This is a genomic window from Streptomyces sp. NBC_00483 (genome assembly GCF_036013745.1).
Taxonomy (GTDB): Bacteria; Actinomycetota; Actinomycetes; order Streptomycetales; family Streptomycetaceae; genus Streptomyces.
In genome coordinates, this window is the sequence record NZ_CP107880.1 from 1,633,964 (window position 1) to 1,656,727 (window position 22,764).

Below are 22,764 nucleotides of genomic sequence, written 5' to 3' on the forward strand. Positions count from 1 at the left end.
GCCCCCTCGCGGCGCAGGTCGGCAGCGCAGGCGGTGGTCCCGGTGTCGGTGGCGCGTGCGAGGATGACGAGAAAGCGCTGGCCGGTACGGCGGTGGTGGCAGGCGGGACGAGCCGAAGGGATCCGACGGACGTGAGCGAGAATCAGAACCTGCTCGCGGAGCAGCGCCGCGCCCTGATCATCGACGAGGTCCGTCGGCGCGGCGGCGTCCGGGTCAACGAGCTGACCAGGAAGCTCGGCGTCTCCGACATGACGGTGCGGCGCGATCTGGACGCGCTGGCCCGGCAGGGCGTCGTCGAGAAGGTGCACGGCGGCGCGGTCCCGGTCGTCGAGGCCAGCACCCATGAGCCCGGCTTCGAGGCCAAGTCCGGCCTGGAGTTGACGGCCAAGGAGGACATCGCGCGCGCCGCGGCGCCGCTGGCCGCACCCGGCACGGCGATCGCGCTCTCCGGTGGTACGACGACGTTCGCGCTGGCCCAGCAGTTGCTCGACGTACCGGACCTCACGGTGGTGACCAACTCGGTGCGCGTGGCCGACGTCTTCCATGCGTCGCAGCGCGGTGCGGCGTCCCGACAGGGGGCGGCGACAGTGGTGTTGACCGGCGGGGTGCGCACGCCGTCGGACTCGCTGGTGGGCCCGGTCGCCGACCAGGCGATCGCGGCGCTCCACTTCGACGTGCTGTTCCTCGGGGTGCACGGCATAAGCCCGGAGGCCGGCCTGTCCACGCCGAACCTGGCGGAGGCGGAGACGAATCGGCGGCTCGTGCAGTCCGCGCGGCGGGTCGTCGTGGTGGCGGACCACACCAAGTGGGGGACGGTGGGGCTGAGTTCGTTCGCCTCGCTCGACCAGGTGGACACGTTGGTCACGGACGGCGGGCTGCCGGTCGAGGCGCGGGCCGAGGTCGCCGAGCACATGCGGCTCGTGGTGGCCGGGGAACCCGAGGACGGTACAGACATCTGACGGTGCGCCAGTTATGGTGACCGGGACCGGTCACCTGGAGCACATCAACTTGGCTACGGGCGACGCCCGTTGACCCGGGTCGCGTCCGCCGCTTCAACCTTGGGGGTTGAACCTTCATGGCACGCCGACTTCGCCCCGTCGAGCTCGACTTCGTCGACAGCGCGCCCTTGCGGCTCGTGTTCGCCCGTGAGGTGTCGGCCTCCCCGGACGCCGTGTACCGGGCGCTCGCCGAGGACGTCGTCGGGTGGCCCCAGTGGTTCTCCGCGGTGACGCTCGCGCGGCCGCTGGACGGTGGGGCGCGGCGGGAGGTCCGGCTCAAGGGTGGGACGCGGTTCCTCGAGACGATCGTCGCCGCCGAGCCCGGTGACGTCTACGCGTATCGCGTTGACGAGACCAATGTGCCGGGGATACGGGCGATGGTGGAGGAGTGGCGGATCGAAGGGGTTCCCGGTGGGGGATCTCGGGTGCGGTGGACGTTTGCCGTGGATGCGGGTGCAGGGGTGCGGGCGGGGATGAAGGCTGGGCGGGGTGGGCTGGGTAGGGCGTTTCGGGGGGCCGTGGGGGCGCTTGATCGACGGCTTGCGGCTGCGCCGGCGTAGGGGCGGGTTGGTCGTTGCGCCGCGGCGGGGTTGCGGTCGCGGGGCTCCGCCCCGGACCCCGCGAGTCTCGTCCCGGAGCGGGGCTTGAATGGCTCGGCCGCCGCCGAACCCGCCTCAGCGTCAATCGGTGGCGGGGCTTGATGTACCCGGCCACTCCCCCGTCTCCAGTAGGCGGGTGATCGCTGTCGCGTACGGGGTGATGTCCAGGGATTGCTGCCGCAGCCAGTCGTCCGAGTAGTACTTGTCCAGGTAGCGGTCGCCCGGGTCGCAGAGGAGCGTCACCACGCTGCCCGTGCGGCCCTCCGACACCATTTCCGCGACGATCTTGAGGGCGCTCCACAGGCCCGTACCCGTCGAACCGCCCGCCCTGCGGCCGATGGCCGACTCCAGGGCGCGGACCGCCGCGACGCTCGCCGCGTCGGGGACCTTCATCATGCGGTCGATGGCACCTGGCACGAAGCTCGGTTCCATGCGGGGGCGGCCGATGCCCTCGATGCGGGAGCCGCAGTCGCTCGTCGCGTCGGGGTTGTCGGTCGTCCAGCCCTCGAAGAAGCAGGAGTTCTCGGGGTCCGCGACGCAGATACGGGTGTCGTGCTGCATGTAGTGGACGTAGCGGGCGAGCGTCGCCGAGGTGCCGCCCGTGCCCGCCGTGGCGACGATCCAGGCGGGCTCCGGGTAGCGCTCCAGAGCGAGTTGGCGATAGATCGACTCGGCGATGTTGTTGTTCCCGCGCCAGTCCGTGGCCCGCTCCGCGTACGTGAACTGGTCCATGTAGTGGCCGCCGGTGCGGGCTGCGAGGGCCGCGGACTCCGCGTACATCGTCCTGGAGTCGTCCACGAAGTGGCACTGTCCACCGTGGAATTCGATCAGGCGGCACTTCTCGGCACTCGTCGTACGCGGCATCACCGCGATGAAGGGGACACCGATCAGCTTCGCGAAGTACGCCTCCGACACCGCGGTGGAGCCGCTCGACGCCTCGATGACGGGGCGGCCGGGGCGGATCCAGCCATTGCACAGGCCGTAGAGGAAGAGCGAGCGGGCCAGACGGTGCTTGAGGCTGCCCGTGGGGTGGGTCGACTCGTCCTTGAGGTAGAGGTCGATGCCCCAGTGCTCGGGGAGCGGGAAGAGCAGCAGGTGCGTGTCGGCCGAGCGGTTGTTGTCCGCCTGCACCTTGCGTACCGCCTCTTTGAGCCACTCACGGTAGCCGGGGTCCGTGTGGTCGACGTCGAGCGTCGGCAGGGGGCCGGACGCCGCACCCTCGCCTGTGGGCCGACCTTGTTCCGTGGTGCTCACCGATTGGCTCCTTCTCGTCGTGCCCGGCCGTCGTTTCCGCGCTCCGGTCCCGGGCGCCGACGGCAGCCGGACACCACGATCATAAGCACCTTGCGCACGCTTCTCACCTGCATAAATGCATCTTTGAGCGTCTCAAAGGAACGCCTGGGAGGGCGGCGGAACACGTGCCCGGGGTCCCGGGAGAGTGCGGGAACGTGCGTGCGAGGGGGCGTACGCCGGAGCTGCCCCCAATGCTTCACAGCGCGTCCACATGTGCACTGGTGCTCCTGGCCAGGTGCGTGCAGACTGCACCGCAGACACCCACTCGAGGGGGCGAAACGGCATGGCGGAGCCGGAGTTCACGGCGACGGGCGTGCGCATCGGCCGACGCCTGCGATCACTGACCCGGGCGGGACAGGTCCGGATCACGGACGGCAGGCTGGAGTTGCTCACGAGCTACGGGAGCGAGATCGACAGCGCCCCGTTGGGTGAAGTCCGCGCGGGCAGGCCGTGGTTCGGCGCCGAGGACCGGGCGATGGCCGACGTGGACGGGCGGCGTTATCTGCTGCACCTCGGCGGACAGGGCGGCGCCTCGGGACCGCCCGCGGCCCGGCGGTTCATCGAGGCCGTGCGCGCCGCCACCGCGCACACCGGATAGCACCCGCCCCGCAGCGAACACCCGGCGAAGTTGCACGCCCACGCCCCCTGGGTCACGCTGGTCACACATCACTACTCAGGGTTTACCGGCGATAACGCTGCGAACCAGCCCGCCGGACACGGAGCGGGCAGTCCTGTCACAGCACGGTCGCACCGCTCGATCCGTTTTCGTCTTCTTCCGGACTCAATTTCGGGGAGTCGTAGCCGTGATCAGCCAGCCGAACAGGCATTGCACGGTGGAGCTCCAAGCCCTGCCGTCGCGGATAGGTCAGGTCCGCAGAATCGTATCGGCGCAGTTGCGCTACTGGCATCTCGATCCGTTGATCGAGATGGCCGCGCTCTGCGTCACCGAGCTTCTGACCAACGTCCACCGGCACGCCGGACCGGACAAGCTCTGCACCGTCGAGATCGAGCTGCTCAGTGGCACGCTCAGGGTCTCGGTGCACGACCATGACCCGAGGCTCCCCGAGGTACGGGACGCCGACCCCCTCGCCACCTGCGGCCGCGGTCTCGCGATGATCGCCGCGTTGAGCGAGAGCTGGGGCGTGCGCCCGCACGGCGAGGGCAAGGTCGTCTGGTTCGCCCTGCCGGCCACCGCCGCCTCGATGGCCATCGCGCCGTACCCGGTGTACGCGACGCATCCCGCGCGCCGCACGGACACGCACGAGCGCAAGGTGTCCCCGCATGCTCCCGCCCGGTCGGCCGTCGCAGGCTGACCGGGCGGTGATCACCGAAGGTACGTCGCTCACTCGGTGGCGATGGCCCGCAGCACGTCCAGGCGTGCCGCCCTGCGGGCGGGGCGCAGGCCGGCGAGGCCGCCGGCGGCGAGCCCGACGAGTGCCACGACCGCCAGCTGGACCGGCGGCAGCGCGAACGCGAAGGCGCTGTCGCTCGCCCCGTCGGACGCCTTCACCAGCACCCAGCCGAGGAAGCCGCCGAGCACGAGTCCGCCGGCCGTGCCGAACGCGGCGACGAGCACCGACTCCCAGCGGACCATCGCCCGCAGCTGCCCGCGGGTCTGGCCGACGGCGCGCAACAGGCCCAGCTCCCGGGTCCGTTCGTGCAGGGCGAGGGTCAGGGTGTTGGCGATGCCGAGCAGCGCGATGACGACGGCCAGGGCCAGCAGCGCGTAGACGAGCGTCAGCATCATGTCGATGCCGGACGCCGAGGACTGCGCGTACGCGTCGCGGGTCTGCACATCCGGATTGCCGTACGCCGCCGCGACCTTCTCGACCGCCTTCGTACCGTCGGCCGCCGAGACGCCGTCCTTGAAGGTGACGGAGACCAGCCTGTCGGCGTCCTGCGTACGGTGGGGCGCCCAGGCCTCGCGCGAGATCACGTAGTCGCCTGCGAGCTCGGACCGGCCGAAGACGGCGCGGACCGTGAAGGGTTCCTTCTTGCCGTCGGTGAAGGCGAGCCGTGCCGTGTCGCCGACCGCGAGGTGCTGCTTGTCGGCCTCGGTGCGGGTGATCGCGATGCCGTTCTTTCCGAGGTCGCCCATCGAGCCGCCGACCGTGCCGAGGTCGAACGACTTCGCGAGCGCGGCCGGGTCGGCGACAGTGAGGGCGCGCCCCTTGCCTTCGACGTCGGCGACGCCGCTGCCGAGGCCGACCGACGTGGCCACCTCGGGCCGCTCGGCGATCGCGGGCGCCAGTTTGGGGCTGAGGCCGCTGCCGCCGGCGCCGAAGGACGGGGTGGAGACGGCGACGTCGCCCGCGAAGGAACGGTTCACGGTCTGGTCCATGGTCGCCTTCAGCGAGGCGCCGAAGACGGTGAACAGGGAGACCACCGCGACGCCGATCATCAGGGCGCTCGCCGTGGCGGCGGTGCGCTTCGGGCTGCGCAGGGCGTTGCGCCTCGCGAGCCCGCCGGTGACGCCGCGCAGCCGGTCGAGCGGCGCGCCCAGGGCCCGTACGGCGGACGTGGACGCGACGGGACCGAGCACGACGAACGACGCGAGGACCAGCACGGCGCCGACGCCCGCGAGGGTGATCGACGGGGACGCCAGGACGCCGACGAGGGTCACCGCGATCGCGGCCGCGCCCAGCACACCACCGATGACGGCGCGGCGCCGCGAGGCACCGGAGTCGTCGACGGAGCTGTCGCGCAGGGCGGCCAGCGGCGCGGTGCGTCCGGCGCGCAGGGCCGGCAGCAGTGCCGAGCCGACGCACACCACGATACCGACGGCCAGCGGCAGCAGCATGGACAGCGGGCTGATCACCAAGTCCCCTTCGGGGAACGGGAATCCGATGGCGGGGAACAGCGCCTGGAGCCCGGCCGCGATGCCGATCCCGCCCGCGAGCCCGGCGACCGAGGCCACCACGGCGACCGCCGTCGCCTCCACGAGGGTCGCCGCCGCGATCTGCCGGCGGGCCGCGCCGAGTGCCCTCAACAGGGCGTTCTCGCGGGCGCGTTGGGCCACGACGATGGCGAAGGTGTTGTGGATGGAGAAGGTCGCGACGAGCAGCGCGACGCCGGAGAACACGAGGAGGAAGGTCGTGAACAGGCTGAGGAACTGGCCGGAGATCATGTCGGTGTTCTCCTGCGCCGACTCGTCACCGGTGATCGCCTCAACTCCCTTGGGCAGAGCGGCAGTCAGGCTGTCGACGAGCTCCTGCTGGCTGACGCCGGGACCCGCGCGCACCTGAATGGTGGACGCCTCTCCCGGCTTCGGGGTGAGGTACTTCTCGGCGTCGGCGCGGGTCATGCCGGTGAAGGTGGTCTGCGCCATGCCGTCCTCACCGCCGAAGGTGGCCAGGCCGACGATGGTGACCTTCACCGGGTCGGGCGTGCGCAGCGTCGTCGTGTCGCCGACCTTCAGATCGCCGGTTTTCGCGGCGCCGCGGTTGATGACGACCTCGCCGCTCTTGCGCGGAGTGCGGCCGTCGGCGAGCTGGTACGCGTTGAGCTCGGGGTCGTCGATCCAGTTTCCGGCGAGGGTGGGCGGGCCCTGGCCGCCGATGGGTTCGCCGTGGGCGTCGACGAGTTGGCCCGCGCCCTGGATGTTCGGCGCCGCGGCGGCGACGCCCGGCACCTTCGCCAGGTCGTCGGCGAGCGAGGCGGCCACCGGGCGGCGGGTGCCCTGGCTCTCGCCGGGGGTGGTGATGACGTTGCCGGAGCGTACGACGGCGTCGGTGCCGCTGCTGGCGCCCGCGAACATCGAGTCGAAGCTCGCGCGCAGGGTGTCACCCATGACGAGGGTGCCGGCGAGGAAAGCGACGCCCAGCAGGACCGCGCTGACCTCCAGCCGTTGACGTGGTGCCGCCGAATGACGGGGTGCCGCCGAATGATGTGGTGCCGTCGAACTCCGTCGACGCGGGCCCGTCGAAGGCCTTCATCCGGTCGAGGACCCGGTCCGCGGTCGGCCGTTCCATCCGGTCGACGAGGCGGCCGTCCGCGAGGAAGACGACCTCGTCGGCGTGGGCGGCCGCGACCGGGTCGTGGGTGACCATGACGACGGCGCGCGAGGCCTGGCGGGCCGTGTCGCCGAGGAGGCGGAGCACCTCGCCGCCGGAGCGGGAGTCGAGGTTGCCGGTGGGTTCGTCGGCGAAGACGACGTCGGGCCGGCCCGCGAACGCCCTTGCCACGGCGACGCGTTGCTGCTGACCGCCGGAGAGTTCGGCGGGCCGGTGGTGCAGCCGGTCGCGCAGCCCGACGACGTCGACGAGTGCGTCGAGCCACTCGCGGTCGGGGCGTTCGCCCGCCAGGTCGATCGGCAGCGTGATGTTCTCGGCGACGTTCAGCGTCGGGACGAGGTTGAACGCCTGGAACACGAACCCGACGCGGTCGCGCCGCAGCAGGGTGAGCCGCCGGTCGTCGAGCGAGCCGAGGTCGGTGTCACCGATGTACGCGGCCCCCTCGGTGAGGGTGTCGAGGCCCGCCGCGCAGTGCATCAGGGTCGACTTCCCCGAGCCGGACGGGCCCATGATCGCGGTGAACCGTCCGGCCCGGAAGCCGACGCTCACGCCGTCGAGGGCACGGACGGCGGTGTCCCCGGAGCCGTACACCTTGACGGCGTTGTCGACGCGCGCCGCGAGTGCGGTGGGGGTGAGCGTCGTGGCGGTGCTCATGACGCGCCGCCCTTCGCCTTGCCGTCGACGCCGTACGCGCCGTACTGGCCGTAGTGGCTGTCGTGGCCGAACTCCTCGTTCAGGACGGTGAGTCGGCGCCAGTACTCGTCCTCGTCGATCTCGCCGGCGGCGAAGCGGCGGCCGAGCACGGCGATCGGCGAGTTCTCGTCGAAGCGGGGGCCGACGGGGCGCCACGGTCCGCGCCGGCCGCGCCAGACGGTGCGGCGCAGCAGGGTGACGACACCGACGACGACGGCCGCCCAGATCAGCGGGAAGAACAGGATCCAGGGGCCGGGGCCGTTGCCGGGGCCGAATTCCGCGAGGGTCTGCATCCGACTCATCTCCTCTTGTTCCGGTGGCGCCGGGGCGGTGTGCCGGGCGTCCACTCGTGGTGATGACTCGAGCGTCCCGCCGGGAGGGGGCCCGGGTCGTCGTACGGCCAGCGGCACTGTGCGTACCTCCGCGGGAGTACGTGAGGGGGGCGGGGCTGCTCCCTGCCGCCCGGTCGACCCTGATACGTGTCAGGGGCCGGGTCAGGGGCGGCTCCGGGGCGGCCCCCATGTGGGCGGGGCCTGCCGGGCCGGAGGATCGGAGCGTGCCCACTCCGAGACGAGACACCTTCAGCCGACGCTTGAAGTTCACCGGCCACGGCCATCTGCTCGCCCCCGCGGTCTGGACCGCCGTGGTCGTGGCCATGATGGCGGCGTTGCTTGCGCCCCGGGACACCGATCCGGGACTCAGCCCGATGTCCCTCACCGTCAGCGACTTCGCCGCCCTGGACCGCGGTGGACCGATCGAGACCGCCATGGCCTCGCTCGGCCTCGTCTCGCTGCTGCTCCTCGTGGTGGCGAGGAAGCGGCTCCCGGCGATGCGCGGGCTGCCGTCCGTGCTGCTGACGGTCTGGGGTGCGGGGCTCGTGCTCGCGGCCGTGGTGCCGACGGATCCGCTCACCACGCAGCTGACCGGGTCGGCGTATGTGCACCGCTACGCGTCCGTCGCGGCGTTCGCGGCGCTGCCGGCGGCCGGGCTCGTCCTGGCCGGGCGGCTCAGCCCGGCAGCGGGGCGGACCGCGTGGTGGTTGCGCGTGCTGTCCCTGCTCGCGGTGGTCGGGGCCGGGGTGATGGCGTACTCGGCGGGGCCGGGTGGCCGGGAGCTGATCGGTCTGGTCGAGCGAGTGATGCTCGGGTGCGAGGTGATCATGCTCGGGGTGCTCGGCCGGTACGTTCAGCGCCTCGCGCGCGGGGGCCGCGAGCGTGCCAAACTGGCGCCATGAGCAAGGCGGAGACCACGGACGAGTACTACGAGGGCTTCGACGGTCAGGGCCGTGAACTGCTGGAGCAGGTGCGCGCCTTGGCCCACGAGGCGGTTCCCGAGGCGACCGAGGCGATCAAGTGGGGGACCCCGGCCTGGATCCACCCGTCGGGGACGATCCTCTTCATGGTGAACGGCTACACGAAGCACGCGAACGTCGTCTTCACCCCCAGCACCCGCGCGGCGTTCGACGCCGACCTCGCCGACTTCACCACCGGCAAGGGCTCGGTGAAACTCCCGTACGGCCGGCCCGTGCCCGGTGAGCTGCTGCGGCGGATGATCGCGTACCGGGTGCGGGAGCACGAGGTCGAGGGTGTGCGGTGGATGTAGCCGCGGCGCCTCCCACCCCGTCCCCCACTGCCGACCACTGAGGACGCGATCCATGCACGCGATGCAATACGAGATCACCCCCAGGACTCCCGGCGACCGCTACCCGGTCCCGCACCTCTCCCAGCCCGAACGCGACAGCCTGCCGTGCGGGCGGCAGTGGTGAGCGGGGCCGTCCGCGGCGTCCAAGGCGACCTGGATCCAGGGCAGTTGGGCATCGTCGACGCACACGACCACCTCTTCTTTCGCAGCCCCGTGCTGCCGGGACAGGAGCTGGACGACGCCGGACTCGCCCGCCAGGAGCTGGAGGCGTACGCGGCCGTGGGCGGCGGCACCGTGGTGCAGTGGACGCCGTACGGGCTCGGCCGGCACGCGGCGGAGCTGCCCGCGCTCGCGGTGGCGACCGGAGTGCACATCGTGGCCGCCACCGGACTGCACCAAGCGGCCCACTACGCCGAGGAGTTGCTGGCCGAGCGGCGCGACGAACTCGCCGAGGTCTTCGTACGCGAGCTCACCGAGGGCATCGCCGACAGCACCGTACGCGCCGGTCTGATCAAGGTCGCAGGCGGCTTTCACGCACTGGACGCGCACGCCCGCTGGACGATGGCGGCCGCCGCCGAGGCACACCACGCGACCGGGGCGCCGATCGCCGTCCACCTGGAGCTGGGCACGGGCGCACTGGACGTACTCGACCTGCTGTGCGAGGAGTTGGAGGTGCCCGCGCACCGCGTCATCCTCGGCCACCTCAACCGCTCCCCCGACCTCGTGACCCACCGGGAGGCCGCGGACTCGGGGGCGTACCTGGCCTTCGACGGCCCCTCACGGGCGAACCACGCCACGGACTGGCGGATGCCGGACGCCCTCGCGGCCCTGTCCGACGCGGGCCACGCGGACCGCCTCCTGCTCGGCGGCGACACCACGACCGCCGGGGCCCGTTCGGTGACCGGCGGCCCCGGTATGCCGTACCTGCTGCGCCGGGTACGCCCGCGCCTCGAAGCGGTGCTGGGCGAGGGGACGGTGGAGCGAATCCTGGTGGACAATCCGGCGCAGGCGTTCTCGGTCGAGTGGCGGTGAGGGGTGTGCGTGACCGGGATCACGTATTGCACCGAGCGATCCAAAACAGGTAGCGTTCCCGTATGGCCCGACCGAGGATGTTCGACGAGGAGCGGGCCCTGGACGCGGCGATGCACGCCTTCTGGGAGCACGGCTATGAAGCCACCTCCACGCAGGACCTGTGCACCGCCACCGGGCTGGGGCGCAGCAGCATCTACAACACGTTCGCCAGCAAGCACGACCTGTTCACGCGCTCGCTGACCCGTTACATCGAGCGGATGACGGCGAACCAGATGGAGATCCTGGAGGACGCGGAGGAGTCGCCGCTCGACCGGATCCGTACGTTGTTCGCGACGACGGTCGACACCGAGTCCGGGACCCGTAAGGACGGCCACAGCCGTGGCTGCCTCACTGTGAACACCACCGTGGAGTTCGCGGGGCGCGATCCCGAGTCGGCGCGTCTGGTCGAGCGGGATCTCGATGTCCGGCTCGCCGCCCTGCGGTCCGTGATCACGGCCGGGCAGACCGACGGCTCGATCACCTCGAAGCGGCCGCCGGAGGAGCTGGCACGCTTCCTCAACACCGTGATCGGCGGGATGCGCGTCTCCGGACAAGGGGGCGCCGACCGCGCCACTCTTGAGGCCACGGCACACATCGCCCTGGACGCCCTCACCGGCTGATCTCCTCACCCCAGTACCGCAGTTGGATCGCAGTCGAGTACCGCGTCGTGCTCAGTCATGCCCTGATTTTGTACTGCTCCATCCAAAACAAACACCTCCCGGAGGGACACCCATGCCACGCGCCGTATACGTCTTGGCCCTCGGCATCTTCGCCATGGTCACAAGCGAGTTCGTCGTCGCCGGTCTGATGCCGCAGATGGCGCACGGCCTTGATGCGACGATCCCGCAGATCGGGTATCTGATCACCGCCTTCGCCGCGGCCATGGCGTTCGGCGGCCCGTTCCTCACCGTCGCGCTCCTGAAGGTCCCTCAAAAGCGGGCCCTGATGGTGCTGTTCACGGTGTTCCTCGCCGGCAATGTGCTGGCCGCGACCGCATCGACGTACGCGGTGATGCTGGCGGCGCGAATCGTCACCGGCGTCGCCTCGCAGGCCTTCTTCGGTATCGGTCTCGCGATGTGCGCACAGCTCACCCGGCCCGAAGTCCGCGGCCGCGCCGTCTCCGTGGCGCTCAACGGGCTGATGCTCGGCACGCTGCTCGGGCTTCCGCTGGCCACGTTCATCGGCGACCGGCTCGGCTGGCGTGCCGCGTTCTGGGTGATCTCGGGGATCGCGGTGCTCGCCGCGGCGGCGACGCTCGTCGGGGTGCCGGACGTGCCGAAGGACGCGGGCGCCGGTCAACTGCGGGAGGAATTCGGCGTGTTCCGCTCCGCGCGGCTGTGGTTCACGCTGTCGACCAGCACGCTCGTGATCGGCGCGACGTTTGCGGCGTTCAGCTACCTGGGCCCGATCCTCACCGAGATCTCCGGATTCGGCGCGGGCACCGTGCCGCTCCTGCTCGTCGCCTACGGGGCGGCGACCGTCATCGGCAACACGGTGACGGGACGCCTCGCCGACCGGCACACCCTGACCGTGCTGCTGGCCGGGCTCGCCCTCAACTCCCTCTTCCTTCTGGGGTTCGCGCTGTTCGCCCAGGTGAGTGCCGCGGCCGTGGTGTGCATGCTGGGCATCGGTCTGGTGGGTGTCACCATGAACCCGGCGATGGTGGTGCGTGTGCAGCGCAGAGGGAACGCGGGGGCGCTGGTGAACACCGTGCACTCCTCGTTCATCACCCTCGGCATCGTCATCGCCACCTCGGTGGGCGGTGTCGTCATCGACGCGTACGGGCTGCGGGCGCCGCTGTGGATCGGTCTGGCGCTCGCGGTCGCCGGGATCGCCTCGCTCGTGCCGGATCTGATGGCGCGGAGGGACCAGGTGGCGAAGCCGCAGGAGCCGGTCATGGAGCCCGTCGGCGTCACCCCCCGCTGAGCGCCCCCAGGGGATCGTCGAGGACCGGCTGCCAGGCCAGTTCCGCCGCGCCCACCAGGCTGTTGTGGTCCAGCGTCGACGCCAGGATCGGGACGCTGCCGCTGCGGCCCCACAGGCTGCGGTCCGCCACGACGGCCCGGAGGCGCTCGGGGTCGGCGTCGAGGAGGGTGCGGTGGAGGCCGCCGAGGACGATGCGGTCCGGGTTGAGGATGTTGACCAGGCCGGCGAGGCCGAGGCCGAGGCGGTCGATGAGGAGGGCGGTCGCCGCGCGGACGTCCGGGTCGTCCTTCGCCTCGGTCAGCAGGCCGCGGGCCTGTTCCAGGAGTGAGCCGCCGGGGTCGGGGGCGCGGCCCGCCGCCGTGAGGAAGGCGAGCGGGTCGGCCTCGACGTCCAGGCAGCCGCGGCTCCCGCAGTGGCAGGGGCGTCCCTCGGGGTTCACGGTGAGGTGGCCGACCTCCAGGGCGAGGCCCGAACTGCCGGTGTGGAGGTGGCCGTCGAGGACGAGGGCGCCGCCCACTCCGCGGTGCCCGGTCGCCACCAGCAGCAGGTCGCGCGCGCCGCGCCCCGCACCGTGGCGGTGCTCGGCGAGCGCGCCCAGGTTGACATCGTTGGCCGCGAACGCCGGGATGCCGAGGCCCGCTTCCCGTACGCAGTCGGTGAAGATCTGCCGCACCGGGGCGCCCACCGGCCAGGCCAGGTGGAGGGGGTTGAGGGCGGTGCCATCGGGTTCGGCGACCGCGGAGGGGACGGCAAGACCCGCGCCCACGCAGCGTCGCCCCGTGGAATCGAGGAGCCGGACGCCCGCCTCCACCACCGACCGCAGTACGTCCGCCGGGTCCGGGTCGATGATCTCGCAGCCCGGCGTGGTGGCGACGATGCCGCCGCCGAGGCCGACGAGCGCCGCCCGGTAGCCGTCGGAGTGGACCTGTGCCGCCAGCGCGACCGGTCCTTCGTCGGCGACGGACAGGCGGTGCGAGGGGCGGCCCTGGGAGCCGGATGCCGCGCTCGGCTTCGCGTCGATGCGGATGAGGCCGAGCGCCTCCAGCTCCGCGGCGACGGCACCCGCGGTCGCGCGGGTCACACCGAGCTCGGCGGTCAGCACGGCGCGGGTGGGAGCCCGCCCGGTGTGGACGAGTTCGAGCGCGGGACCGAGCGCGCTGCGCCCCCGCTCCAGACGCGGTGGCCGCCCGGCCGTGTCGCCCGCCGTGTGGCCCCCGGTCCCGGAGGCCGCCTTGCCGCCGCTCATCAGCAACTCCTCGCCCTGATCACGCTCAGGAATGTTAGCCGGTGAACGCCCCGTGGCCGATCCGTGCGCGCACCCCGTCTACAAGCCGCTGACCCGCAACGTGATGTTGAGCCGCCCGCTCAGGCCGAGCCCGGGCGTCGCCGTCCCCGGCTCGGTCCTCGGCACCCCGTGGTACGCGAACCGCGACGCGCCGCCGAACACGAACAGATCCCCGCTGCGCAGCTCGACGTCGGTGTACGGCTTCGTACGGGTCTCGGTGTTGCCGAACCGGAAGACGCAGGTGTCACCGAGGCTGAGGGACACGACCGGCGCGGTCGACTTCTCGTCGCGGTCCTTGTGCATGCCCATGTGGGCGTCGGTGTCGTAGTAGTTGATCAGGGCGATGTCGTAGGGGTCGGCCGGGCCTTCGCCGTAGGCCGCCGCGACCGCCCGCCGGCCGAGCGCCACCAGCTCGTCCGGCATCGGCTTCACCGCCTCCCCGTCGCCGTCGACCGCGGTGCGCGCGTAGCCGTACGGGAACCAGTGCCAGCCGAGGCCGAACTGCCGCACGCTCATCCGGCCCCCGCCCGGCAGCCGCACATCGCGCAGGCCGGCGGGCGGGCGCGCCCAGGTGCGGCACAGCTCGATCAGGCGCCGCTGTTCCCGCTCGTCGAGCCAGTCGGGGACGTGGACGGCGCCGGGGGCGATCTCCGTGCGGTCGCGGGCGAACAGTTCGTTCATGGGTCCAGTGTTCCCGAAGACACGTGGGCCGGTGCGGCTCGGTACGGTGTGCGGCTCAGTACGGCCGCAGCTCCCCCTTCTCCGCCCCCTTCCCCGGCCGCGCCGCCGTGTCCTTCGGGTACGAGATGTGGTCCGGGTCGCCGTCGGATGTGTAGCGCGTGAGTTTTCCGGCGGAGAGCTGGTCGAGCCAGTGTGTGGAGCTGTAGTTGGCGTCCTTGCCCTTGGCGGGGGCCGAGCGGATGCGGGGGATCGCGGCCGGGTCGAAGGAGTCCGCGTACGGGGAGGGGGCCGGGTTCGCGCCGACGAGGTAGACGCCCCGGTTCTTGTACGCCGTGCCGGACGCGCTGCCGGTCAGGGCGAGGTCGGCGGGTTCGGGCTGAATGCCGTACGGGAGGGCGAGGGAGCGGACGTCCGTGCCGGGGACGTCGCGCACGATGGAGCGCTGGCCATTGGCGATCTGGGCGCGCGCCTCGGCGGTGCCGCTCTGCGCGAGGTCGGCGTGGTCGAGGGTGTGGTTGCCGATCTCGAAGCCGTTCTTCTTCAGCCAGGTCAGGGCCTTCTTCTGGCCGGTGGCTGCGAAGGCGTCGCCGTTCACGAAGAGGGTTGCGCGGGCCTTGAAGCGCGGGTGGTCGCGGGCGACGGCGCGCAGGACACCGACCGCGCAGTCGTCGGTGGGTTCGCCGTCGGCGCCGAGGCGGAGCTGGCTGTCGGTGGAGTCGTCGAAGGTGAGGACGACCGGGTGGGCGCCGGCCGGGATGTCGATCCTCCCCGTCTCGTACTCGCCCGCGGTCACGGGCACGTACCCCTCGCGCACCAGGCGTTCCAGTTCGGCGCGGAGGTCCTTGGGTGTCCGGTCGTACGCGCTCTTCGGGTGCTCGACGATCTGGTGGTACATGAGCACCGGCACGGCGCCCAGTTCGTTGGCGCGCACCTTTTCCGGTGCCGGAGGTTTGGCCGGTTTCGCTGCCCCGGACGAGTGTCCTGAGCCCGGGGAGTGGGAATCCTGCCGGTCACCGGCGGACTGCGGAGGCTTGGCTCCATCAGCCGGCGCATCGCTCCCGGTACCGCCACAGGAGACAGCGGCCATCGCAAGGACCAGAGCAGATACGGCAGTTGTGCCGGAACGGTGAACACGAGGAACGCGAAGAAGACGAGGACGACGAGGACGACGCTGTAGACCACGACGCACGAGACCTCCTGGAGGATCTGCTGATGCGGCTCGACTGGAAGAACTGGCTCCGCTCCCCCACCTCCCGCTCATCCGGTTCCGTTTCCGACCCTGCGGCCAGCGCTTCCCCGGCGGGCTTCCCGCGCAGACGGCCGGTCATCCTCGTCTGCGTACTGCTCGCACTGGTTCTCGCCATAGGCGGCACACTCTCGCTACGCGCCGCACACGGAACCACCCTGAACCTCGTGGGCCTGCCCAACGACGGCAAGCTGGGCGCGCAGCTCCTGCGCACGGGAGAGTTCGAAGTCGCGGGCGCCGAGGGCGACAAACTCAAGGGCACCAAGGTCACCCTCGACGGCAAGCCCCTGCGGACACGGGCCGCGCACGGCAGCGCCGGCGCCCTCTCCGTCGGCCTGGGTGACATCAAGGACGGCACACACGAACTGCGCGTCACCCACCCCGGTTCCTGGCCCACCGGTGACACCGAGGTCGTCCGAAAACTGACGGTCGACACCGAGGCACCCCGCCTCAAGGTGGCCGACACCAAGGCGGACGGCTTCCACGAGCCCGTCACCGTCAGGGGCACGGCGGCCGGCGCGCAGCGAATAACCGTCGCGGGGCACACGGCGAAGCCCGCGAAGGACGGCGCCTTCGCCGTCCGGCTCCCGCGTCCACCGGGACGTACGACGGTCACGGCGACCGACGCCGCGGGCAACACCGCCCGCCATGAGGCCGAACTCACCGTGCACCGGCCGCTGTTGAAGGCCGTGCACGTCAGCGCCCAGGGCTGGGCCTCCGACGCGCTGCGCGAGCCGGTCATGAAGATGCTGAAGCAGAAGAAGATCAACGCGGTGCAGCTCGACATCAAGGACGAGCTCGGCGAGGTCGGTTACGCCTCCAAGGTGCCACTCGCGAAGAGCGTCGGCGCCGCCAAGGGGTACTACGACGCGAAGAAGGCCGTCAAGGAGATCCACGCCGCCGGCGGCACGGTCGTCGGCCGCATCGTCGCCTTCCGCGACCCGATCCTCGCCACCAAGTCCTGGAAGTCCGGGCACCGCGACCGTGTGGTGCGGACCCCGGGCGGGGGCGCCTACAACGGCGGCAGCTACGGCCAGTTGTCGTTCACCAACTTTGCGAACAAGGAGGTGCGGCAGTACAACATCGACCTGGCCGCGGAGGCCGCGAAGCTGGGCTTCGACGACATCCTCTACGACTACATCCGCCGCCCCGACGGCCCGATCCGCAAGATGTCCTTCCCGGGCCTCGGTGACACCACGCCCGAGCGGTCCGTCGCCGATGTCGTCGGCGAGACACGTGCCGCCGTCCGCAAGCACAACGCGTTCCTCGGTGTCTCGGTGTTCGGCATCGCCGTCGACCGGCCGAAGGAGATCGCCCAGGACGTCGGCCTGCTCGCGCAGGAGGCCGACTACATCTCGCCGATGATCTACCCCTCGCACTGGGCCAAGGGCGAGTACGGCGTCTCCGACCCCAACTCCCACCCGTACCCGATCACCAAGCGCTCCCTCGCCGCGTTCGCGAAGAAGACGCGGCACACCGACGCGCAGATCGTCCCCTGGATCCAGGACTTCTCCCTCGGCGTCTCCTACGGCGACAAGGAGGTCCGCGCCCAACTCGACGCGGCCCGCTCCGACGGCATCAAGGGGTTCCTGCTGTGGAATCCGGGGGTGCGCTACCACGAGGGGGCGTTGGGCTGAGGGACGGGTGAGCCCCTTGACCGAACGGGTGGGTCCCTCCACCCCGTGGGGCGGGCCCTCCACCCCGCCGTCTTTTTCATCATCCTGAAGAATTTCAACATGACCCTTGTCGGGCGCGGCGTCGTGCAGTTCAATCGTCATTGAGCCCGCCGGTGTCCGTGCCGCGCGGGGACAGTCGACCCGACAAGGCAGGTACGTCCATGAGCGAGGCCAAGCCCGATGTGGACGCCCTCGTCGCCACGGTGGGACTGCAGGTGCGGGCGGCCCGCAAGCAGGCAGGGCTCACTCTGGACGCGCTCAGCAAGGCGGCCGGCGTCAGCGTCGGCCTCATCAGTCAGGTCGAGCGGGGCAAGGGCAACCCGTCCTTCGCCACGCTCGCCCAGATCGCGCACGGCCTGGACATCCCCATCGGCCGTCTCTTCCACCTGGCGGACCAGGTCTCGCCCGTGGTGCGCCACGACGAGCGGCGAGTCCTCGACTTCCACGGAGCCGCCGAACTGACCGGCGCGCGCTACGAGTTGCTCACGCCGACCCTGAGCGGGGCGCTCGAGTCGATCTGGGTGGAGACCGAGCCGGGGCACGACACGAGCGACACCCCGTTCCGACACAACGGCGAGGAGTTCGGCATCGTGCTGAGCGGGGTCAAGGACGTCTACCTCGACGGCGTCCGACACCGCCTGTACCCCGGTGACTCCATCACGTACTCCAGCAGCGTGCCGCACTGGTACGCCAACCCCGGTGACGAACCGGCCAGTTCGGTCTGGGTGATCACGCCGCCCACTTGGTGATCCCCACCGGCCCCGCCGACCCCGCTTCCCGAGCCTGAAGAACAAGCCCCACAGCAGAAGACACCCCACCGGACGCGCCCACCGCAGCGCGCGCCCGTCATCCGCGCACGCCCGATCCTCGACCAGCGAGGTGCCTGATGGCATCGCTTTTGCAGAGATCCCCTGCCCGTGTGCCGGTCTCCACCCGTCGTGCCCTACTCGCCCTCGGCGGCGGAAACGCCGTCGAGTGGTACGACTGGATGGTCTACGGCCTGCTCGCCTCCTCCATAGGCCCGCAGTTCTTCCCCTCCTCCAACCCCCTGTCCTCCACCATGTCCGCGCTCGCCGTCTTCGCCGTCGGCTTCGCGGCGCGCCCGCTCGGCGCCGTCGTCTTCGGCCGGATCGCCGACCGGGCGGGACGCAAGGGAGTGATGCTCTTCTCGATCGGCTCGATGGTGGCGACCAGCCTGGTCATCACCGTGACCCCCACCCATGCCGCGATCGGCACCTGGGCGGGCGTGATCCTGCTCCTGTGCCGGATCGTGCAGGGCGTGTCCACCGGCATCGAGGCCCCGCTCAACTCCACGTACGCCGTGGAACTCGCGCCCGAAGGACACACCGCCCGGTTCGGCGCGATCATGGGGTTCTACGTCCAAGTGGGCATCGTGGGCGCGTCGTTGGTGTGCTTCGGCGTCAGCTCGGTGATGAGCCAGGACGCACTCGACTCCTGGGGCTGGCGCATCCCCTTCGCCATCGGCGCGCTCGCCGGAGGTGTCTTCCTGTGGCTGCGCAGGGCGCTCCCGGAGACGCTGGAGAGCACCGCAGCCGCCGCGGACGACACCGGGGACGCGGCACCCGCAGGACCGTGGGCCGAACTCGCCCGCCGCAAACTCGCCCTGCTCACCATCGTGTTCGTCGTCGCCGGCGCCCAGGCCATCAACTACACATGGACGACCGGCCTGCCCAACCTGGCCCGCACCACCCACCACGAGGACAGCTCGGCCGTCTTCGCGATCACCACGCTCTCCGGAGTCCTCGTCGGGTGTCTGTACCCGCTGGTGGGGCGGATCGCCGACCGCTCGCGGATCTCCCGTACGTTCTGGATCTCGCGGCTCGGCACCGCCGCGCTCGTCTTCATCGTCCTCGTGTACCAGGGCCCGGGACTCACCCGGTTCACCGTGGTGATGCTGGTCGGCGCGCCCGTCCTCGCGTTCACGATGGGCCTGTACAACACGGTCGCCGCCACGCTCATGCCCATGCACTGCCGGGTCACCGGTGTCGGGATCGGCTACGCCGTCGGCGTCGCGGGCTTCGGCGGCACCGCCCCCTACGTCCTGCTCTGGTTCCAGAACCACGGCGCGGCCGCCGCGTTCCCGGTGTACGTGGCCGTCCTGTGCCTGCTCAGTGTGCTGCTCTACCGGCTCGCCTTCGCCCGCGGCGCGGTCCGCGCCGGCGACTGACCGCGGCCGTCACCCTCAACGTAAGGACATCGCTGTGCCTGTAGTTCCCCCTGCCCTGACGGGCGACCGCATCGCTCTCGAAGCGGTCGAGGCCCCCGTCGTCCAGCGCTCCGACGTCGTCGTCGTGGGCGGCGGACCGGCCGGCGTCAGCGCCGCCGTCGCCGCCGCGCGGACCGGCGCGAGCGTCACCCTGCTCGAACGCTACGCGGCGCTCGGCGGACTCGCGTCCGGCGGCATGGTCCTGGTGCTCGACGACATGATCAACGGCGACGAGATCACCGTGACCGGCGTCGTCGACGAGTACGTGGAGCGGATGGCCAAGCTCGGCCTCGCCGTCTATCCGCCGGTCGAGGACCGCTATTCCTCACCCGAGATGTGGGCCAAGTGGGGCCGCTGGGGCTCCTTCGACTTCCACCAGCACATCAACCCCAAGCCCATCTGCTACGCCGTCGCGTTCGACCCGGACGGCTGGAAGCGGGTCTCCAACGACCTGGTGCGTGAGAGCGGTGTCACGCTGCGGCTGCACAGCTGGTTCTCCCGGCCGATCGTCCAGGACGGTGTGCTCAAGGGTGTCGTCTGCGAGACCAAGTCGGGGCCGCAGGCGGTCATGGGCGATGTCGTCATCGACACCACTGGTGACATCGACGTGGCCGCCCGCTCGGGCGCCGCGCACACCAGCGCCGGCTACCTCACCACGCTCGTCTTCCGGCTCGGCGGCATCGACACCGACGCCGCCGAACGCTACGAGCAGGAGCACCCGCGCGAGGTCCGCGCCCTCAACCGCAAGATCAAGCGGATGCTGGGCGGCGCCTGGGAACTGTGGTGGCTCAAGACCCCGATCCCCGGCGTGGTGTGGTGCAACTGCCCCCACATGACCGGCTTCGACGGCACCGACCCTGCCTCCCTCACCGAAGCCGAGTTCGAGGCGCGGGACCGCATCGCGACCGCCCTCGACACCATCCGCCAGGAGCTGCCCGGCTTCGAGAAGGCGTACCTGCTGGACGTCGCCGAGCAGATGGGCGTACGGCAGACCCGACTCCTGGAAGGCGAGTACGTGGTGACCAAGGACGACATCACCGCGCGACAGCACTTCACGGACTCCGTTGCCCGCGGGCGCGACTACTACTACCCGTACCGGTCGCTGCTGCCGCGCGACGTCGACCAGTTGATCGTGGCGGGCCGGCACTATTCGGCCACCCCCGAGGCGCAGCGCATGTCCCGCGAGATACCGCCGTGCATGGCGATGGGGCAGGCGGCGGGGATCGCCGCGGCCACCGCCGTCGAACAGGGCGTTCTCGTACGCGATGTGGACCCGGCCGTGATCCAGCGCCGGATGCGCGACCAGGGGGCCGACCCCGGCGACGTACCCGCCGCGAACGCCACGACCGCCACCGCCGCACAGCCCTCGCAGCCTTCGCAGGAGGCCCTCGTATGACCACCACCCAGCCGCTCACGGGCGTCACCGTCCTCGACTTCACGCAGGTCTTCATGGGCCCGTCGGCGACCCAGCTCCTCGGCGACTACGGCGCCGACGTCATCAAGGTCGAGCGTCCGGGGACCGGCGACATCTCCCGGACCTCGATCCCCGACGAGGCCGGGCTCGACAACCCGATCTTCCTGTCGATCAACCGGAACAAGCGCAGCATCGCCCTCGACACCCGCACCGAGGAGGGCCTCGCGGCGGTGCGCGAGCTCGCGCGCACGGCCGATGTCGTCGTCTCCAACTTCCGCGCGGGCGTCATGGAACGCCTCGGCCTCGGCTACGAGGATCTGAAGTCCCTGAATCCGCGCGTGATCTGGGCGTGCGGCACCGGCTTCGGCAGCTCGGGACCGTATGCGCACAAGGGCGGCCAGGACGCCGTCGCGCAGGCCTACAGCGGGGTGATGTGGCGCAGGCCCGCCGACGACGACCCGGTCGGCCTGTACGCCACCACGCTGTGCGACTACACGACGGGCATGCACCTGCTCCAGGGCATCCTGCTCGCGCTGCTGCACCGCGACCGCACGGGAGAGGGGCAGCGGGTCGAGGTGTCGATGTACGACTCGATGCTGCACATGCAGATGCAGGAGGCCTGCCAGCAGCTCAACAGGGGCTCCGAGATCAACTGGGCGGCGATGCCGCTGACCGGCGTCTTCCCGACCACGGACGGCGCTGTCATCTTCGTCGGCGGCTTCCGGGACAACGCGCTGCATCACATCAGCATCGCCCTGGAACTGGACGAGGATCTTTCGCTCCGTCCCGAACTCGCCACGCTGGACCAGCAGTTCGCGGCACGGCCCGAACTCCAGGAGATCTTCCGCACGGCCGTCGCGGGACGCTCCACCGAGTACTGGGTCAAGCGCCTGGAGGAGCAGGACATCCTGTGCGCCCCGGTGCGCAGCCTCGCCGACGCGCTCGACGACGAGCAGACCGCCGTCAACGAGATGATCGTCGAGATGCGGCACCCGGTGGCCGGCACGGTCCGCGCGCTCAACGCGCCGATCAAGCTCTCGGCGGCCGAGGCGACGGTGCGGCGGGTGCCGCCCCGGCTCGGGGAGCACGGGGACGAGATCCTGGAATCCCTCGGGTACGACGCCGAGCGGATCGCCCTGCTCCGCGAGAAGGGGGTCCTGCGATGAGCGCAACCCCGGCCGAGGCGCCCCCGGTCGACGAGATCCGCTTCGAGCGGGACCGTGACGGCCATCTCGCCCGCGTCACCATCGACCGCCCCGCCGTCCTCAACGCCCTTGACGGCAAGGCGACTTCCCGACTGAACGACATCTGGTCCGAGATCGAGTCCGATCGCGCCATCCGCGCCGTGGTCGTCACCGGAAGCGGTCCCCGCGCCTTCTGCACGGGCGCCGACATGTCCGCCGACGCGGCCCCGAAGACGGGCCTCGAATACTGGGCCGACCTCGACCCGAACGGCTTCGGCGGCCTCGGCCTGCGCACCACGCTCGACGTCCCCGTCATCGCCCGCGTCAACGGCTACGCGCTCGGCGGCGGCATGGAGATGGTCCTCGGATGCGACATCGTCATCGCGGCCGAGCACGCCCAATTCGGCCTCACCGAACCCCGCGTGGGCCGCATCCCGCTCGACGGCGGCGTGTTCCAGCTCCTGCACCGGCTGCCGCACACCCAGGCGATGGGCCTGCTGCTGACCGGACGGCGCGCGCCGGCGGCCGAGCTGCATCGGATGGGCCTGGTCAACGAGGTTGCTCCGGACGGCGAGTTGGACGCGACGGTCGAGCGGTGGGTGGACGACGTACTCGCCTGCGCGCCCACGTCCCTGCGCGCCATCAAGCAGATGGTGCAGCGCGCGGGCCATCTGCCGCCCGGCGAGGCCCACGCGATGCGGCTGCCCGCGCTCACCGCCGCCCTCGACAGCGAGGACGGCGAGGAAGGTGTGCGCGCCTTCCGCGAGAAGCGCAGGCCGCAGTGGCCGGGCCGCTGACACACCCTTCCGTACGACAA

General features: G+C 71.2%; 21 protein-coding genes and 1 pseudogene. 15 read left to right on the forward strand and 7 right to left on the reverse strand.

Going from position 1 to position 22,764, the window contains the following annotated elements:
• The first annotated feature begins 131 nt into the window (after positions 1–131).
• On the forward strand, positions 132–959 hold the full coding sequence (locus OHA73_RS07015) for a DeoR/GlpR family DNA-binding transcription regulator (RefSeq protein ID WP_266716289.1): 828 nt from the start codon (positions 132–134) through the stop codon (positions 957–959).
• 116 nt (positions 960–1,075) lie between these two features.
• A complete protein-coding gene (locus OHA73_RS07020) occupies positions 1,076–1,558 on the forward strand; it encodes an SRPBCC family protein (protein ID WP_327654539.1) in 483 nt (160 codons plus the stop codon).
• Between the two features lie 120 nt (positions 1,559–1,678).
• On the opposite strand, the gene OHA73_RS07025 is transcribed toward OHA73_RS07020, so the two are convergent.
• A complete protein-coding gene (locus OHA73_RS07025; RefSeq protein ID WP_327654540.1) occupies positions 1,679–2,851 on the reverse strand; it encodes a PLP-dependent cysteine synthase family protein in 1,173 nt (390 codons plus the stop codon).
• 322 nt (positions 2,852–3,173) lie between these two features.
• On the opposite strand from OHA73_RS07025, the gene OHA73_RS07030 reads away from it, so the two are divergent.
• On the forward strand, positions 3,174–3,488 hold the full coding sequence (locus OHA73_RS07030; RefSeq protein ID WP_266716285.1) for a hypothetical protein: 315 nt from the start codon (positions 3,174–3,176) through the stop codon (positions 3,486–3,488).
• Positions 3,489–3,693: 205 nt separating this feature from the next.
• Complete coding sequence (locus tag OHA73_RS07035) at positions 3,694–4,203, forward strand: ATP-binding protein (protein ID WP_266716283.1); 510 nt, start codon at positions 3,694–3,696, stop codon at positions 4,201–4,203.
• Positions 4,204–4,232: 29 nt separating this feature from the next.
• Here the strand turns inward: OHA73_RS07035 and OHA73_RS07040 are convergent.
• The 3 genes and pseudogenes from OHA73_RS07040 to OHA73_RS07050 form a co-directional block, all read right to left on the reverse strand.
• A pseudogene (locus OHA73_RS07040) lies at positions 4,233–6,722 on the reverse strand (ABC transporter permease); the annotation flags it as partial.
• Complete coding sequence (locus OHA73_RS07045; protein ID WP_327654541.1) at positions 6,673–7,557, reverse strand: ABC transporter ATP-binding protein; 885 nt, start codon at positions 7,555–7,557, stop codon at positions 6,673–6,675. The pseudogene OHA73_RS07040 and the gene OHA73_RS07045, both read right to left, overlap by 50 nt.
• Positions 7,554–7,889: an SHOCT domain-containing protein gene (locus OHA73_RS07050; RefSeq protein ID WP_327654542.1), complete on the reverse strand. Its 336-nt coding sequence runs from the start codon at positions 7,887–7,889 to the stop codon at positions 7,554–7,556. The genes OHA73_RS07045 and OHA73_RS07050 overlap by 4 nt, the downstream gene beginning before the upstream one ends.
• A 263-nt stretch (positions 7,890–8,152) precedes the next feature.
• Here OHA73_RS07050 and OHA73_RS07055 point away from each other — a divergent pair, with 263 nt between their 5' ends.
• The 5 genes from OHA73_RS07055 to OHA73_RS07075 all read left to right on the forward strand — a co-directional run bounded on the left by OHA73_RS07055 (position 8,153) and on the right by OHA73_RS07075 (position 12,234).
• Positions 8,153–8,830, forward strand: a complete 678-nt coding sequence (locus tag OHA73_RS07055; RefSeq protein WP_327654543.1) for a DUF998 domain-containing protein — start codon at positions 8,153–8,155, stop codon at positions 8,828–8,830.
• The gene (locus OHA73_RS07060; RefSeq protein WP_327654544.1) at positions 8,827–9,198 is read left to right on the forward strand and encodes an iron chaperone; all 372 of its coding nucleotides are present in this window, start codon (positions 8,827–8,829) and stop codon (positions 9,196–9,198) included. Before OHA73_RS07055 ends, OHA73_RS07060 begins: the two co-directional genes overlap by 4 nt.
• Positions 9,199–9,354: 156 nt before the next feature.
• Positions 9,355–10,269, forward strand: coding sequence for a phosphotriesterase family protein (locus OHA73_RS07065; RefSeq protein WP_327658423.1), 915 nt, complete (start codon positions 9,355–9,357; stop codon positions 10,267–10,269).
• A gap of 62 nt (positions 10,270–10,331) precedes the next feature.
• A complete protein-coding gene (locus OHA73_RS07070; protein WP_266716269.1) occupies positions 10,332–10,928 on the forward strand; it encodes a TetR/AcrR family transcriptional regulator in 597 nt (198 codons plus the stop codon).
• Between the two features lie 112 nt (positions 10,929–11,040).
• Positions 11,041–12,234 (forward strand): MFS transporter, encoded by a 1,194-nt coding sequence (locus OHA73_RS07075; RefSeq protein ID WP_327654545.1) that lies wholly within the window; start codon positions 11,041–11,043, stop codon positions 12,232–12,234.
• On the opposite strand, the gene OHA73_RS07080 is transcribed toward OHA73_RS07075, so the two are convergent.
• From OHA73_RS07080 to OHA73_RS07090, 3 genes are all read right to left on the reverse strand, one after another.
• On the reverse strand, positions 12,221–13,480 hold the full coding sequence (locus OHA73_RS07080; protein WP_266716265.1) for an ROK family protein: 1,260 nt from the start codon (positions 13,478–13,480) through the stop codon (positions 12,221–12,223). The two genes, OHA73_RS07075 and OHA73_RS07080, sit on opposite strands and share 14 nt — an antisense overlap.
• A 78-nt stretch (positions 13,481–13,558) precedes the next feature.
• Positions 13,559–14,200: an alpha-ketoglutarate-dependent dioxygenase AlkB family protein gene (locus tag OHA73_RS07085; protein ID WP_327654546.1), complete on the reverse strand. Its 642-nt coding sequence runs from the start codon at positions 14,198–14,200 to the stop codon at positions 13,559–13,561.
• Between the two features lie 55 nt (positions 14,201–14,255).
• Positions 14,256–15,131 (reverse strand): polysaccharide deacetylase family protein, encoded by an 876-nt coding sequence (locus OHA73_RS07090; protein WP_327654547.1) that lies wholly within the window; start codon positions 15,129–15,131, stop codon positions 14,256–14,258.
• Positions 15,132–15,313: 182 nt separating this feature from the next.
• Here OHA73_RS07090 and OHA73_RS07095 point away from each other — a divergent pair, with 182 nt between their 5' ends.
• The 6 genes from OHA73_RS07095 (at position 15,314) to OHA73_RS07120 (ending at position 22,744) form a co-directional block, all read left to right on the forward strand.
• The gene (locus OHA73_RS07095) at positions 15,314–17,083 is read left to right on the forward strand and encodes a putative glycoside hydrolase (RefSeq protein WP_327654548.1); all 1,770 of its coding nucleotides are present in this window, start codon (positions 15,314–15,316) and stop codon (positions 17,081–17,083) included.
• Between the two features lie 200 nt (positions 17,084–17,283).
• Positions 17,284–17,871: a helix-turn-helix domain-containing protein gene (locus OHA73_RS07100; protein WP_266716257.1), complete on the forward strand. Its 588-nt coding sequence runs from the start codon at positions 17,284–17,286 to the stop codon at positions 17,869–17,871.
• A gap of 170 nt (positions 17,872–18,041) precedes the next feature.
• On the forward strand, positions 18,042–19,310 hold the full coding sequence (locus OHA73_RS07105; protein WP_327654549.1) for an MFS transporter: 1,269 nt from the start codon (positions 18,042–18,044) through the stop codon (positions 19,308–19,310).
• A 34-nt stretch (positions 19,311–19,344) separates the two neighbouring features.
• The gene (locus tag OHA73_RS07110; RefSeq protein ID WP_327654550.1) at positions 19,345–20,745 is read left to right on the forward strand and encodes an FAD-dependent oxidoreductase; all 1,401 of its coding nucleotides are present in this window, start codon (positions 19,345–19,347) and stop codon (positions 20,743–20,745) included.
• Positions 20,742–21,929: a CaiB/BaiF CoA transferase family protein gene (locus tag OHA73_RS07115; RefSeq protein WP_327654551.1), complete on the forward strand. Its 1,188-nt coding sequence runs from the start codon at positions 20,742–20,744 to the stop codon at positions 21,927–21,929. Before OHA73_RS07110 ends, OHA73_RS07115 begins: the two co-directional genes overlap by 4 nt.
• Complete coding sequence (locus tag OHA73_RS07120) at positions 21,926–22,744, forward strand: enoyl-CoA hydratase-related protein (protein ID WP_327654552.1); 819 nt, start codon at positions 21,926–21,928, stop codon at positions 22,742–22,744. Before OHA73_RS07115 ends, OHA73_RS07120 begins: the two co-directional genes overlap by 4 nt.
• The last annotated feature ends 20 nt before the right edge of the window (positions 22,745–22,764 follow it).

Coding starts and splice junctions, on each gene's coding strand:
- OHA73_RS07020 (WP_327654539.1), top strand. CDS start 1,076: ATGGCACGCCGACTTCGCCCCGTCGAGCTCGACTTCGTCGACAGCGCG.
- OHA73_RS07030 (WP_266716285.1), top strand. CDS start 3,174: ATGGCGGAGCCGGAGTTCACGGCGACGGGCGTGCGCATCGGCCGACGC.
- OHA73_RS07045 (WP_327654541.1), bottom strand. CDS start 7,557: ATGAGCACCGCCACGACGCTCACCCCCACCGCACTCGCGGCGCGCGTC.
- OHA73_RS07050 (WP_327654542.1), bottom strand. CDS start 7,889: ATGCAGACCCTCGCGGAATTCGGCCCCGGCAACGGCCCCGGCCCCTGG.
- OHA73_RS07060 (WP_327654544.1), top strand. CDS start 8,827: ATGAGCAAGGCGGAGACCACGGACGAGTACTACGAGGGCTTCGACGGT.
- OHA73_RS07070 (WP_266716269.1), top strand. CDS start 10,332: ATGGCCCGACCGAGGATGTTCGACGAGGAGCGGGCCCTGGACGCGGCG.
- OHA73_RS07075 (WP_327654545.1), top strand. CDS start 11,041: ATGCCACGCGCCGTATACGTCTTGGCCCTCGGCATCTTCGCCATGGTC.
- OHA73_RS07080 (WP_266716265.1), bottom strand. CDS start 13,480: ATGAGCGGCGGCAAGGCGGCCTCCGGGACCGGGGGCCACACGGCGGGC.
- OHA73_RS07085 (WP_327654546.1), bottom strand. CDS start 14,200: ATGAACGAACTGTTCGCCCGCGACCGCACGGAGATCGCCCCCGGCGCC.
- OHA73_RS07100 (WP_266716257.1), top strand. CDS start 17,284: ATGAGCGAGGCCAAGCCCGATGTGGACGCCCTCGTCGCCACGGTGGGA.
- OHA73_RS07115 (WP_327654551.1), top strand. CDS start 20,742: ATGACCACCACCCAGCCGCTCACGGGCGTCACCGTCCTCGACTTCACG.
- OHA73_RS07120 (WP_327654552.1), top strand. CDS start 21,926: ATGAGCGCAACCCCGGCCGAGGCGCCCCCGGTCGACGAGATCCGCTTC.